Source organism: Vannielia litorea (genome assembly GCF_019801175.1).
Lineage (GTDB): Bacteria > Pseudomonadota > Alphaproteobacteria > Rhodobacterales > Rhodobacteraceae > Vannielia > Vannielia litorea_B.
This window is the reverse complement of record NZ_JAHVJR010000001.1, coordinates 812,960-826,135: the sequence shown is the minus strand read 5'-3', so window position 1 is coordinate 826,135 and position 13,176 is coordinate 812,960. Positions and strand designations below refer to the sequence as shown.

10 protein-coding genes are annotated in these 13,176 nt (G+C 68.5%); 6 read left to right on the top strand and 4 right to left on the bottom strand.

Annotated elements, in window-relative coordinates; genetic code table 11:
- Nucleotides 1-5 precede the first annotated feature (5 nt).
- The 3 genes from KUV38_RS03990 to KUV38_RS03980 form a co-directional block, all read right to left on the bottom strand.
- Nucleotides 6-1,286 (bottom strand): MFS transporter, encoded by a 1,281-nt coding sequence (locus tag KUV38_RS03990; RefSeq protein WP_222468807.1) that lies wholly within the window; start codon nucleotides 1,284-1,286, stop codon nucleotides 6-8.
- 80 nt (nucleotides 1,287-1,366) lie between these two features.
- Nucleotides 1,367-2,422 carry a tRNA preQ1(34) S-adenosylmethionine ribosyltransferase-isomerase QueA gene (queA, locus tag KUV38_RS03985; protein WP_222468806.1) on the bottom strand — a complete coding sequence of 352 codons (1,056 nt, stop codon included), beginning with the start codon at nucleotides 2,420-2,422 and terminating at the stop codon, nucleotides 1,367-1,369.
- Between the two features lie 244 nt (nucleotides 2,423-2,666).
- Entirely contained in the window at nucleotides 2,667-6,389 is a 3,723-nt protein-coding gene (locus tag KUV38_RS03980) for an AsmA-like C-terminal region-containing protein (protein WP_222468805.1), read from the bottom strand.
- A gap of 106 nt (nucleotides 6,390-6,495) precedes the next feature.
- Between KUV38_RS03980 and KUV38_RS03975 the strand changes: the two genes are divergently transcribed.
- The 6 genes from KUV38_RS03975 to KUV38_RS03950 all read left to right on the top strand — a co-directional run bounded on the left by KUV38_RS03975 (nucleotide 6,496) and on the right by KUV38_RS03950 (nucleotide 12,375).
- Nucleotides 6,496-6,957, top strand: coding sequence for a peroxiredoxin (locus KUV38_RS03975; RefSeq protein ID WP_222468804.1), 462 nt, complete (start codon nucleotides 6,496-6,498; stop codon nucleotides 6,955-6,957).
- 382 nt (nucleotides 6,958-7,339) lie between these two features.
- Nucleotides 7,340-8,152, top strand: coding sequence for a ferritin-like domain-containing protein (locus KUV38_RS03970; protein ID WP_222468803.1), 813 nt, complete (start codon nucleotides 7,340-7,342; stop codon nucleotides 8,150-8,152).
- Between the two features lie 266 nt (nucleotides 8,153-8,418).
- Nucleotides 8,419-9,717, top strand: coding sequence for a DUF5930 domain-containing protein (locus KUV38_RS03965; protein ID WP_410000858.1), 1,299 nt, complete (start codon nucleotides 8,419-8,421; stop codon nucleotides 9,715-9,717).
- Nucleotides 9,707-10,240 (top strand): polymer-forming cytoskeletal protein, encoded by a 534-nt coding sequence (locus KUV38_RS03960; RefSeq protein ID WP_222468801.1) that lies wholly within the window; start codon nucleotides 9,707-9,709, stop codon nucleotides 10,238-10,240. Before KUV38_RS03965 ends, KUV38_RS03960 begins: the two co-directional genes overlap by 11 nt.
- Before the next feature lie 201 nt (nucleotides 10,241-10,441).
- Nucleotides 10,442-11,260, top strand: a complete 819-nt coding sequence (locus KUV38_RS03955) for a hypothetical protein (RefSeq protein ID WP_222468800.1) — start codon at nucleotides 10,442-10,444, stop codon at nucleotides 11,258-11,260.
- 146 nt (nucleotides 11,261-11,406) lie between these two features.
- Nucleotides 11,407-12,375, top strand: coding sequence for an AEC family transporter (locus KUV38_RS03950; RefSeq protein ID WP_222468799.1), 969 nt, complete (start codon nucleotides 11,407-11,409; stop codon nucleotides 12,373-12,375).
- Here the strand turns inward: KUV38_RS03950 and KUV38_RS03945 are convergent.
- On the bottom strand, nucleotides 12,323-13,147 hold the full coding sequence (locus KUV38_RS03945; RefSeq protein WP_222468798.1) for a DUF2189 domain-containing protein: 825 nt from the start codon (nucleotides 13,145-13,147) through the stop codon (nucleotides 12,323-12,325). The genes KUV38_RS03950 and KUV38_RS03945 overlap by 53 nt on opposite strands.
- Nucleotides 13,148-13,176 lie beyond the last annotated feature (29 nt).

Sequence of the window (13,176 nt, the reverse complement as noted above, 5' to 3'; positions counted from 1 at the left end):
CCCCCTTACTGCGCCGAGGGCTGCGCCGCCGCCTCTTCGGCCTGGCCTTCTTCCAGCCCCTCCACGAAGACCTCCTGCGCCATGTCCACGGCCACCGCCGTGGCCGAGGGCAGAACCGGCGCATAATGGCCGGTGTCCTCGACCGAAACCGAAGGCCGCCGCGTCATCCGCCAGAAGGCGTAGCAGGCCACCGCCGCCATCAGGAAGGCGATGTACACAAAAAACCCGAGCGGCCCGACCAGCCCCATGAACCAACCGGTCACGATCGGCCCCGCGATCGCCCCCACCCCGTTGATGAAGATCAGCCCGCCCGAAGCAGCGGCCATGTCTTCGACCTCGAGGAAGTCATTGGTATAGGCGATGATCAGTGCGTAGAGCGGGTTCGACATGCCGCCAATGCAGAAGCCCGCGATCAGCACCGCCACGAAGGAGCCGCCGAAGAGCAGGCCAAAGGCCCCGGCCACAGCCCCGCCGATGCCCAGAAGTGCGATCAGCAGGCGCCGGTCCATCCGGTCGCTGATCCAGCCGATGGGATATTGCATGAGCAGCCCGCCCACGTAGATCGAGGCCACGAAAAACGAGGTCTCCGCCACGGTGAACCCGGCCTGCGTGGCAAAGACCGCCGACATGCCGAACATCGCCGCGTAGACCCCGCCCAGCAGGAAGGCGCCCACCATCCCCAGCGGCGACACGTGGTAGAGCGCGATCAGGCTCAGCGGCTTGGTGGTGTCAAACGCGGGCGTGGGCTGCACGTTCAGCAGGATCGGCGCAAAGGAGATCGACACCAGCACGCTGGGAATGACGAAGAGCACAAACCCGGTCGGGTCGCCCGCCATCAGCAGGAACTGCGCCGCCACGATGCCCACCATCTGCACGATCATGTAGAGCGAGAGCGCCTTGCCCCGAATGTCGTTGGAGACCGAGTTGTTTAGCCAGCTCTCGGCGGTCACATAGACCCCGGAGAAACAGAAGCCGATCACCACACGCCCCACCATCCAGGCCCAGGGGTTGGCCACCGTCGGGTAGAGGATCAGCACCGCGCTGATGAACGAGCCCAGCGCCGCGAACACCCGCACATGCCCGACCCGCCGGATCATCTCCGGCGCCATCCGCGAGCCGCCGAGGAAGCCGACGAAATAGGCCGACATCACGAAAGACATCTGCAGTGTCGAGAATCCCTCCAGCGAGCCGCGGATACCCAGCAGCGTGCCCTGCACCCCGTTGCCCACCATAAGCAGCATGACGCCCAAAAGCAGCGCCCATGTGCTCGCGATCACCCGTACCATTCGTCAGACCTTCCTGAATTTGCCCCGCAATGCCCCATCGGCCGGGGGCGTGAACCGCCTCTCAGCGACACATGCCGTCGTTATTCGCCGGGAAGCAGCAAGGAGCTGTCCCCATAGGAAAAGAACCTGTAGCCCGCCTCTATGGCGTGCCGGTAAATTTCCGCGATCCGCTCCTGCCCCATCAGCGCCGAGACCAGCATCATAAGCGTGGACTTGGGCAGGTGAAAATTCGTCATCAGCGCGTCAGTGAGGCTGAACTCGAAACCGGGGTAGATGAAGATATCCGTCTCCCCCTCCCACGGCGCGATCTCGCCTTTTGCCACTGCCGCGCTCTCGATCAGCCGCAGCGCGGTAGTGCCCACGGGGATGATCCGCCCGCCCGCCGCCTTGGTCGCGTTGATCTCCTGCGCCGCCTGCGCGCTCACCTCGCCGCGCTCAGCGTGCATCCGGTGGGTGGTCACATCTTCCACCGTCACCGGCAAAAAGGTGCCCGCGCCCACATGCAGCGTCACCTCGGTCAGCCCCACGCCCATCGCCTTGATGCGCGCCAAAAGCGCCTCGTCAAAATGCAGGCTCGCCGTGGGCGCCGCCACCGCGCCCGAGTGCCGTGCAAAGACGGTCTGATAATCCTCCCGGTCGGCCTCGTCCGCCGCCCGCCGCGCGGCGATGTAGGGTGGCAACGGCATCGCACCCACCGCCTCCAGCGCGGCGTCAAAATCCGCGCCCTCGACAGAGAACCGCAGCACCACCTCGCCGCCCTCGCGGCTCAGCACCTCGGCGCTCAGGCCGCCGCCAAACTCCACCACTTCGCCGGGCTTCACCTTCTTGGCGGGCCGCGCCAGCGCCAGCCATTCGGCCCCGCCGCCCGGCTCCAGCAGCGTTACCTCGACCCGCGCCTCCACAGGCCCCTGCGCGCTGTCGCGCCGCCGCAGCCCCGAAAGACGGGCCGGAATAACCTTGGTGTTGTTCAGCACCAGCCGGTCGCCGGGCCGCAGATAGTCGCAAATATCGGCCACGCCGCGATCGTCGATCCAGCCCGCGCCCGCCACCAACAGCCGCGACGAGCCGCGCGGATAGGCAGGCCGCACCGCGATCAGCGCCTCGGGCAAATCAAAGTCGAAATCATCCAGCTTCATGCCGCCGCCCTACAGGCCCGCCCCCCTCCAGCACAAGCCATTAACTCCAAATCAACCTTAACGCACCGCCGCGTCCCAAACACACCAACCACCCCGCCCCAAGACAATTCCAATTCATCTAAAATTCTCCCCACCCCTGTTCATTTTCTTGCTGCAAATATTCGCGGGGGGTGTGGGGGGCTGGCCCCCCACTGCACAACGGATACCCCAGCCACTACGGTCAAGAATTGCGCCCCGACCTCGCCTAATTCGCCAACCTCGGCGGCGGCTGGCGGAATATCTCCCTGAAGATCCCCGGCGTCAGCACCGAGAGCGGGTTCACGCTCACCCGCGGCCCCGAGGCCGGGCCGGTCATCTTGTAGTTGAACCCAAAGAACCCCTCACCCTTCTTCGAGATGATCCGCCCGATCCCGTTCACCACGTAGATCGGCGAGAACACGCCCTGCAGCTGCATGTAATCGCGGTTCATGTCATAGACCCCCGCCATCGAGATCCCGACCGAGGGGCCAACCGCCGAGCCGTGGTTGATCTGCACCGCGTTGGGCGTGAGCCGAAAGTTCACCTCGGTGTTGCTCAGCAGCAGGCCCGACCCGTTGAGCTGTTCCAGCAGCCCCACCACCGAGATCGCGTTCAGCAGCGCCGCCAGCCCCGGCGCGCTCTGCACCCGCACGTTCTTCACCTTCAGCTCGCCGTTGTACTGCCCCGCCTCCGCGCGCGGCACCAGCGTCAGCTGCATCTCCCCGCCCTGCCCCTTCTTGAAGAGCCCGGCCGCCCGAAACAGCCGGCCCGCATCATCCGCGGCCATGCGCACCGCGGTCTTGCCCTTCACCGGCACCAGCGTGCCCGAAACAGGGGCCGCCCCGTTCACCCTTCCGCTGAACTTGCCGTTCAGCCCGCCCCGCGTGGTCAGATCGGCGCGGAAGCCTTGCAGGGCGATGCTGTCGGAGATGATCAGCCGGTCCAGCGCAAGGCTCATCGGTGCCCCCGCCGTGCCGCCGCCCCCACCCTGGGCGAAACTGGTGCGGCGGATATCGACCCAGCCGCCGCGCACGCTCACCGCAGGCGTCGCCCCCCGGCCCCGCCCGGTGAGCGTCACCGGCGCGTCGATCCACGCGCCCGCCTTCACCCGGCTAAACTCCGCCGTGCGCAGTCCGCCGCCGGGGTTCAGCGTCACCCGGCCCTCCGCCGTAAGCCCGGGCGCCGTCAGCGCCAGCCGCTCAATCTCCGGCGGCTCGCCAAGCTGCCCCTCCACCTGAAGCGAGCCCTTCGTCGCCGGCCCCTTGCTCCACGCCAACTCGCGAATGGTCAGCCCCATCCGGTTGAGGTCGGAGCGCAGGCTGAAGCGCGGCGCCGTGCCGCGTGCCAGATCGATGGTGAACTGCCCGGTGCCCGCGCCCGAGACCATCCCATTCGGCAGGCCGATGTTGAACCGGTCCACGAAAGCCTGGCTCAGTTCGATGGTTCCCTCCACGCGGGAGGGCTGCGGCCCCGGCTTGTCGATCGGCTGCACCCAAGCGGCGGTGATCGGCAGCCCTTCGATCCGCCCCGGCCCCTTGATCTCGATCTCCTCGGTGTGGGCCAGCACCTCCAGCCGCTCGGCGGTCAGCGTGCGTCCCGGCACCACCTGCTCCGAGCGCACGCCGGTCAGCACGCCGTTCACCCGAAAGCCGATCTGCTCCTTCGGCACATCCTTGATCAGCGGAAAGCTGATAACCCCCTCCAGTGCCGCCGTGCCCTCGGCCAGATCCACCGGCTGCCCCGCCTTGCTCAAAAACCGCCACGGCTCCTGATCGAGGATCGAGAGCACCGCCGTCGCGCTGCTCTTGGACACGAGGTTCACCTCCATGTCCGAGGGCACCTTGTGCACATCCGGCACCCGCAGCACCGTGCCCGCCACGTCGACCCGCCCGCCCTCGGGCGCGTCGATATGGCCCGCGTCGAGCGAGAGCGTATAGGCCCCCTCCGAGATCGAGGAGTAGCCCGCCGCGCCCTGCACCGGCGGCAGGGTCGGCAGCACCTGCACCTCGCCGCCCTTGAACTCGTAGACCAAGCTCATCACCGGCCGTTCCTCGCCGGGCCGCGCCCGCAGCGCGCCCTTCACGTTGAACAGCTCCCCCGCCTGCACCCGCTCGGCGATCCAGTCGCGGGTCTTGCTGGCCAGCGCCAGCGGCCAGAGCGCGAGCAGCCGCTCATGGCCGATCCGGTCGACCTCAAGGTCAATCGCCGCCTCCCAGCCCTCCGGCACCGGCCGGGCGCGGCCCCGGGCGCGCAGGGTCACATCCTCACCGCTCAGCACCATCTGCCCGATCCGCAGGCGGAGCGGGTCGAGCGAGAGCTTCAGGTCGAGCGCACCGGAGCCAAAGGCCAGCCCCTCGGCGAACACGCCCGACGGGTCGAGCGTGACATTGGAGAAGGCCAGCTGCCCCACCAGCTCGGTCGGCCAGCCGGTCTCTTCGATGCCTTCGAGATAGGCCTGCCCGGTGGCCGTAAAGGCCCCGTCCGGCGCCTCCAGCCGCAGCTCGTCGAACACCAGCCGCGCCGCCTCGGGCTGATAGCGAAAGTAGCTGCGCCCGCCGTCCAGCGCGATCGGCGCCTGCCCCTGCCCCGGCTCGATGGCACCCGCGCCAATCTCCAGCCGCCCGGCCAGCTCCTCAATGCCGCCCGCCTCGCTCACCCGAGCCCGCATCGAGCCCGAGATCGGCGCGTCGATCAGCCCCAGAAAGGCCGTGGCGGGCGAGAGCGTGGCAATGTCCTGCGCCGCAACCCCTTCCACGCTGGCCGCAAGCTCGGCCGCCTCGGACCCTTTGCGCGAGGCATAGCTCACCACCGCCGCCGCCGGGGCAACCTCGAAGCCGTCCTCGCTCACCTCCGGCGCCGCGCCGCCCGACCCCGGTACCGCATCCGCTGCCAGTTGCAGCGCCAGCCGGGCCGAAACCTCTTCTTCGGTCTGGGCGATCACCAGCTCGCCGTCATAGAGCACCCATTCCCGCCCAGAGCGAGCATCGAAGAACTCCAGCGCGAGGTCGTCGGCCCGGATCTCGCCGATGGGGGCAAAGCTCGGCAGCGCCAGCATCTCGTCGACCCCGGCCAGCAGCTCGCCAAGGCTGCCCGCCCCGCCCCAGGCCATCTCCACATCGCCCAGTTGCAGGTCGAACTTGCCGTTCCGGTCCCGCACCGCCCGCATCGCCGCCCCGGTGATCGAAATCCCCCGTGGCTGAATCCGCCCCTCCAGCAGCGCGCCCTTGTCGAGCGTCGCGCCCAGTGCCGGCACGTGGACGATATGGGTGCCATCGGCGGCGCGGATATCGACATCGCGGAAGGTGACGCGCGGCAGGGCCGTGCGCTGGAAGATCACGTAAAGCCCGCCCATCTCCACCTGCGCGCCGCCGAGCCCCTCGTTCAGCCGGGCCTCCACCCGCGCGGCCAGCCAATCCGGCGCGGGCAACTCGCGGCCTGCTGTCAGGAGGATGGCGAGGATCACGGCGACCACGCAAAGCACCGCCACGTCAAAGGCCCAGACCAGCGGTCGCGCCAGCAGGCGACGCTTGCGGCCCTTGCGGCGCGGGGCGGGCGCAGGTTCAGGCTCAGCCTCCGGCGTCAGGTCATCGCCCTCCGCGCCCTCCAGCACCCCGCCATCCCGCAGCGCCGCCACCACCGATGCCCCGCCGGTCACCGGCACATGCGCCGCGCCAAGCGCCGGGGCCGCGCTCTCGGCGGGCAGTTCGGCCTCCAGCCCCACCTTCTCCGGCGTCAGGATCAGCAGCGGCAGTTTCTGCCCCGCGCCCGCAGGGTCCGGCGCGCGCTCCGGCACGCCGAGCGGCGGGGCCGCGCCCTCCACGCCCGCAGGCCCCAGCCGCCCCGCCGCGCGGGCTTCGCTGGCCAGCCGTTCAGCCTCGGCGGCGGCATCGAACCACCGCGCGGACGCGTCCTGCGCCGCACTCTGGGGCTTGTCACTTGGCGGGCTCATCAGCCTGTCGTTATCCTTCAGCTCTGGTCCCTCTGCTCTTGCGCGCCATATTCGCAGGAGCCGCGCGATTTGAGAAGCGCCTTGGACCCAGAGAGGAGACGACACGATGGACCTGACCGGCCAGAAAGCCCCTGATTTCACCCTGCCCCGCGATGGCGGCGGCGAGATTTCGCTCTCCGGCCTGCAGCCCGCGCCGGTGGTGCTTTACTTCTACCCGCGCGATGACACGCCGGGCTGCACCACCGAGGCCATCGAGTTCACCGCCGCGCTGGAGGCCTTCGGCAAGGCCGGGGCCAAGATCGTCGGCGTGAGCCGCGACACCGTGGCCAAGCACGAGAAGTTCATCGCCAAGCACGATCTCGGCATCCCGTTGGTGGCCGATGAAGACGGCGCCGTCTGCGAGGCCTACGGGGTGTGGGTCGAGAAGAACATGTACGGCAAGAAGAGCATGGGCATCGAACGGGCGACCTTCCTGATCGACGGCGAGGGCAAAGTGGTCCGCGAGTGGCGCAAGGTGAAGGTCAAAGGCCACGTCGAAGAGGTGCTGGAGGCGGCGCAGGGGCTGTGACCGCGTAGGCCGGGATTGATCCGGCACCACGCCGAATTCCACAACCAAAGCCGAGCAGCGCCGTCCCGTGAGGTGGCGCTATCAACCTCTGTGCGTGCCACTTTATAGCGCAGTGGTCATCTTCCCTCTAAGGTAGCACTCAACCTCACCAAAGCGCCGCCCCGGGGGACGGGACGGCGCTGCCCGGCGCCTTACGGCGCGCACCGGGCAGGGTACTCCGCATAACCGGACCGCACACAATCTTCACGCGTCCAGAGACCGTCCAGATCCGTCGGGTGCACATTCATGGCGCACCCCACCCAGCAGCACTCCCACGCGAGCCGCGCAGCGCCGTCCCGCCCCACGGCTTCCGTCCCGATTGGTCGTGGGCTAAACCCCCGCCATGACCACGACCCTCGCCGCCCTCGCCACCGAAGTCCTCACCTGCCCGCAGGGCCGCGGCAAAGCCGAGCTGTCGCGCCGCCACGCCGCCACATGGCTCGCCTCCCGCGAGGCCGGCACGCCGCTGCCCATCGGCACAGCGCAGCCGCCCGATGCGCCCGCCCGCCCCGCCAAACCCGCCCTGCTCGACCCGCGAGACGTGCCCCGCCGCCGCCCCGGCACCGAGGCCGGCCGCAAGGCGATCCTCCACGCCGTCGCCCATATCGAGTTGAACGCCATCGACCTGCACTGGGATGTCGTCGCCCGCTTCACCGGCACCCCCATGCCGCTCGGCTTCTACGACGACTGGGTGCGCGCGGCGGATGACGAGAGCCGCCACTTCATGCTGATGGACGACTGCCTGCGCGAGCTGGGCATGGAATACGGCAGCCTCGATGCCCACGCCGGCATGTGGCGCGCCGCCTCCGACACCGCGCATGATCTGCCCGCCCGCCTCGCCGTCGTCCCGATGGTGCTGGAGGCCCGCGGGCTCGACGTGACGCCGGGCATGATCGACCTCTTCTCCAAGGCTGGGGCCACCTCCGCCGTCTCCGCACTGCAAACCATCTACGCCGAAGAGGTCAGCCACGTCGCCTATGGCGCCAAATGGTTCAACTGGATCTGCGGCCGCGACGGGCTGGACCCGAAAGAGGCCTTCCACACCCTCGTGCGCCGCTACTTCCCCGGCGGGCCGAAGCCGCCCTTCAACGAAGAGAAGCGCGCCGAAGCCGGGATGCCGCCCGATTTCTACTGGCCGCTGGTCGAAGGCACCTGACCGCGCGCCCGGCCAACGCGCCCCTGCGACGGGCCGCCGCAGCCCGCGCCGCCGGGCGCGGCAACTGGCGCAAAAATCGGCAAGAACCTGCCGAATCGCGCGCCCTGACCAGCGGTTAACCACGTTGTGCGGCCAGCAAAACTTGCCATCCCTCACCCGGTTACGTTAACACGTTCGCAATCCGTGATGGCCGCTGGGGGGCCGTACGGGTGTATTTGGGGTACGGGAACAGGAACGGATCATTGAAAGCACGCGTCTTGCACCGCATGCACAGCGCCCTTGAGCGCCACTTGCCCGAGCAGCGGCTCTTTCTGCGCTCGGATACCGAGACCCGGTTCATCCGGCTCAAGCCCGAAACGCAGCTCATCGCGCTGGCGGGCTCTGCACTGGTGGTCGGCTGGGCAATCATCGCCACCGCCGTCCTGCTGATGGACTCGATCGGCTCCGGCTCGATCCGCGAGCAGGCCGCCCGCGAGCAGAAGAGCTACGAGACCCGCCTCAACGCCCTCTCCGCCCAACGCGACGCCCGCGCCGAAGAGGCCGCCGCCGCGCAGGAACGCTTCAACGCCGCGCTGGCTCAGATCTCGGTGATGCAGTCCGACCTGCTCGCCTCCGAGGACCGCCGCCGCGAACTGGAGACCGGGCTGAACGTGGTGCAGGGCACGCTGCGCCGCACCATGAAAGAGCGGGATCAGGCGCTGGCCGGTCAGGCCGAGGCAATCGCCACGCTCGAAGGCGCCACCGGCTCCGCCAAAACCACCGATGGCCGGCTGACGGATGTCGAAGGCACGGTGGACTTCCTTACCGTCGCTCTTGAAAGCACCGCACGCGAGCGCGATGCGATGGCCGATACCGCCGCCGCCGCCCGCGAAGAGGCCCAGGCCCTCGCCTTTGAGCGCGAGCTGATCCTCGACCGCAACGACCAGATCTTCACCCAGCTCGAAGAGGCGCTCACCGTCTCCGTCGCGCCGCTCGACAAGATGTTCCGCGACGCCGGCCTGCCGCCGGACCAGCTGATCTCGACCGTCAAGCGCGGCTACTCGGGCCAGGGCGGCCCGCTGACCCCGCTGACCTTCTCGACCAAGGGCATGCCGCTGGACATGGGCCAGAACCGGGCCAACAACATCCTCAAGGGTCTGGAGCGGATGGACTACTACCGCATCGCCGCCCAGAAGGCCCCCTTCTCTGTGCCAGTCAAATCCGCCTTCCGCTTCACCTCCGGCTTCGGGCCGCGCTGGGGCCGCATGCACAACGGCACCGACTTCGCCGCCGCCTACGGCACCCCGATCTACGCCACCGGCGACGGTGTCGTGATCCACGCAGGGCGCCAGTCGGGCTACGGCAACCTGGTGAAAATCCAGCACGAGTTCGGCATCGAAACCCGCTATGCGCATATGAGCGCCATTCGCGTGAAAGTGGGTCAAAGGGTCTCGCGCGGGGATCGCATCGGTGATATGGGAAGCACCGGACGGTCCACTGGCGTCCACCTCCACTATGAAGTGCGGGTCGGCGGCAAGCCGGTGAACCCGATGACCTACATCAAGGCAGGACAAGATGTTTTCTAAATCCAGGATCAACGAGCCTGGCTCCGGCGCTGGCGCCGAGTCCGGCAAACCCGGTAGCTCCGACGCAGGCACCCCCGCCAAACAGGCAACCACCCCGCCCTCGAGCGCACCCGCGTCCTCCGGCGCCTCCAGCGCGCCCAAGGCCAAGCCGCCCGCGTCGACGCTGTCTTCCGACCTGACCATCGTCGGCAACATCAAGACCACCGGCGACATCCAGATCGAAGGCACCGTGGAAGGCGACATCCGCGCCCACCTGCTGACCGTCGGCGAAGGCGCCACCGTGCGCGGCGAGTGCATCGCAGATGACGTGGTGGTGAACGGCCGCGTCGTCGGCCGCGTGCGCGGCCTGAAGGTCCGCCTGACCTCGACCGCGCGCGTCGAAGGCGACATCATCCACAAGACCATCGCGATCGAAAGCGGCGCTCACTTCGAGGGCTCGGTGCAACGTCAGGACGACCCGCTCGCCTCCGGCAACACCTCCGCCCCCAAGCCGCTGCCCACCCCCGAGGCCCCCAAGGGCTGACCGGCGACCGGCATCGCAAGAGTTTCGAAAGGGCGCCTCCGGGCGCCCTTTTTGCGTCACGTGGCCTCCCTGCGCTCGGGGGGCTCACGCTGGACCGCCCACACTCGGGGTCCGACCTGCCCCCAAGCTGGCCCACAAGTTTTGCTGGACGGAACCACGCTTCCCGGTCAGGCTGGGGCATCGCCTGTGTAGGAGACCGCAATGTCTACCCTCCACTGCCTTGCCCCTGCAGCCCTCGCCTTCACCCTGCTTCCGCTCGCCTTGCTGGCCCACGACGTGCCGCCCGAGGTGCAAGCGCTGGAGCTGGTGAAACTCCGGCTCGAACTTCTGCAGTTGAAGCAAGACACCGGTCCGGCCCAATGGCTCCGTTTCATCCTGTCCACTCTCTTCCTGCCCGTGGTGGTGGCCTGGTTCGGCTTCATCATTGCCCGGCAGCAAAAAAAGACCGACGATCGGATCACCGCGGCAGCGGAAGCGGCCAAGGCCGAGGCCGAAAAGGCGGCCCTGCGCTTCACCGCCCTAACTGAGGCCCGGACTGCCGCTTATGCCAAGGCCTTCGCACTCACCGAAGCCACCGCCCTGACGTTTCCACGGCGTCCCGAGGAGGCAGGAGAGGACACCCCCGTGCTCACCCCCGCCCGCTGCGCCGAGATGGGGCGCGGTCTCTCGGGCTGGTATTTCGGTGCCGGCGGGTTGCTCCTGACCGAGGGCACCCGGCGGGCCTATGAGCACCTGATGGAGGCACTGGCCAGCGCCGCGCGCAGCACCGGTCCGCTGGCCAGCGCGAGCTTTGCTGCCCATGGCACTATGCTCAGCGACAGCGAGATCCGGGCCACCCGCGCCAAACTGCGGCTGGGCGACCGGATGCCTGAGGGCTGGGCTTTCGGCAGAGGGGACGGTGCTGAACCCAACCGGGACTTTGTGTTGATCCAGACCCTCGCCAGCCGCTTCCGTACTGCACTCACACGGGACATCGCCAGCCGCGCGATGCCCGAGGTTGTAGATGAGGCTGCTGCCTGAAACAGGCGCTAATGCGGCCGCCTGCGGTGCCGTGCACCCCGCTGCTATCGTGGCGCGGAGCCGAGGGGCAACTAGGAGTATTGCCAGCAAGAAAATGAACCTGTGAAGCACTTGCGGTCGCCGGGCGTGCGGCCCATAGCGGGGGCATGGTTCAGGTTCTCTCCATCTCAGGCACGATCTTTGCGCTCATCGCCCTTGGCTGGCTGCTGGTGCGGCGCGGGGTCTTCGACGGCAAGGCGCTGGATGTGCTGGGAGCCTATGTCGTCACCTGCGCCCTGCCCGCGCTGATCTTCCGGGCAGTCTCGTCGCGCCCCCTTGGGGAGACCTTCGATGCCGCCTATCTGCTCGTGCTCTGCCTCACCTCGCTGGCGCTCTTCGGGGCGGCCTACTGGGGCCTGCGCCGGGCCTTCGGCCTCTCCCCTACGGCAGCGACCTTCGCCGCGATGGGGGCAAGCTGCGCGAACTCCGGCTTCGTCGGCTACCCGATGCTGGGGCTGGCACTGCCCGAGGTGGCCGAGCATGCGCTGGCGCTGAACATGAGCTTCGAGAACCTCGTGATGATCCCGCTGGTGCTGGCACTGGCCGAGGCGGGCAAGGCGCAGGGCAACGGCAGCGCTGGGGTGGGCTGGCTCATCGCCCGGCGGCTGGCGACCTCGCCGGTGATCCTCGCGCTCTTCGCTGGCATCATTGTGGCCGCCCTCGCCCTGCCGATGCCGCAGGTGGTGACCGGCACGGTGAACATTCTGGCGAATTCCTCCGCCGCCGTCTCGCTGGTGGTGATCGGCGGCGGGCTGGCCGGGCTGACCCTGCGCGACCTCGGCCCGCTGGCCTGGGCAGTGACCGGCGCCAAGCTGCTGCTGATGCCCGCGCTGGCTTGGGCGCTGCTGCAACTCTTCGGCGCTGCCGGTCTGGTACCCTCCCCAGCCGCCCTCTCCCCGGCCCTGCTGGTCATGACGGCCCTGCCCGCCATGTCGATTTATCCGGTGCTCGCCCGCCGCTACGGCGAGGTCACCACCCCGGCCGCCGTGCTCCTGCTGCAAACACTGGCGAGCTTCGTCACCCTCACGGCCCTTCTTGCCCTGCTGGGCTTGGCCGCGACTCCGGCGGGTGGATGAGCGCGCGCTCGTAAAGGTGCCATGTCGCGTGGCCCAGCACCGGCAGCGCGATCAGCAGCCCGAGGAACCACGGCAGCATCGCCGCCAATAGCAGCCCTGCCAGCAGCGCCGCCCAGGCCAGCATCACCACCGGGTTCTGCCGCACCACCGCGAGGCTGGTGAGCATGGCGGTGATGAAATCCACCTCCCGGTCCAGCGCGAAGGGGATCGACACCACCGTCAGCGCGTAGAGCAGCAGGGCTACGGCGGCGCCGAAGAGCAACTGCGCGGCAATCATCCGATAGCCTGCCGGGGTCATCAGCGCGGTCAGCCCTTCGGAGATGTTGATCAGCGCCCGCGGCCCGAGGAAGACGGCAAAGAGCATATGGGCGAAGAAGGTGTAGAACAGGAAATAGATCACGATGATCGCCCCGATCCACGGGATCTGCCGCGCCCGCTCGCGCCAGACCCGGATCAGCACGCCGTTGCGGCCTAGGAAAGCCAGCCGCTCGCCGCGTGCGAGGCGGCGGGAGACCACGTAGAGCCCGACCGCGGCGAAGGGCGCGATGAGCGGAAAGCCGAGCGAGAGGGTCAGCACCGAGGCGACATGGCCGAGCGAGAGCTTGACCATGGCAAAGCCGCCGAGGGCATAGACCAGCGCAAAGAACAGGCCGAACTGCGGCGCGCGGGTAAAATCGCGCCAGCCCGCCGCAAGGGCGGCGCGCAAGTCGGAGAAGTCGAGCCGGGCGACATCCGGTTTCGGGGCGGCCTCGGCATAAGTGGCGTCAAGCATGCATCCTCCTGCCATGCTCGCGCGTTTCC

What these genes read in the sequence shown, in the direction of transcription:
- KUV38_RS03955 (WP_222468800.1), top strand. Translation starts at nt 10,442, where the DNA reads ATGTCTACCCTCCACTGCCTTGCCCCTGCAGCCCTCGCCTTCACCCTG.
- KUV38_RS03960 (WP_222468801.1), top strand. Translation starts at nt 9,707, where the DNA reads ATGTTTTCTAAATCCAGGATCAACGAGCCTGGCTCCGGCGCTGGCGCC.
- KUV38_RS03990 (WP_222468807.1), bottom strand. Translation starts at nt 1,286, where the DNA reads ATGGTACGGGTGATCGCGAGCACATGGGCGCTGCTTTTGGGCGTCATG.
- KUV38_RS03970 (WP_222468803.1), top strand. Translation starts at nt 7,340, where the DNA reads ATGACCACGACCCTCGCCGCCCTCGCCACCGAAGTCCTCACCTGCCCG.
- KUV38_RS03980 (WP_222468805.1), bottom strand. Translation starts at nt 6,389, where the DNA reads ATGAGCCCGCCAAGTGACAAGCCCCAGAGTGCGGCGCAGGACGCGTCC.
- KUV38_RS03965 (WP_410000858.1), top strand. Translation starts at nt 8,419, where the DNA reads ATGCACAGCGCCCTTGAGCGCCACTTGCCCGAGCAGCGGCTCTTTCTG.
- queA (WP_222468806.1), bottom strand. Translation starts at nt 2,422, where the DNA reads ATGAAGCTGGATGATTTCGACTTTGATTTGCCCGAGGCGCTGATCGCG.
- KUV38_RS03975 (WP_222468804.1), top strand. Translation starts at nt 6,496, where the DNA reads ATGGACCTGACCGGCCAGAAAGCCCCTGATTTCACCCTGCCCCGCGAT.
- KUV38_RS03945 (WP_222468798.1), bottom strand. Translation starts at nt 13,147, where the DNA reads ATGCTTGACGCCACTTATGCCGAGGCCGCCCCGAAACCGGATGTCGCC.
- KUV38_RS03950 (WP_222468799.1), top strand. Translation starts at nt 11,407, where the DNA reads ATGGTTCAGGTTCTCTCCATCTCAGGCACGATCTTTGCGCTCATCGCC.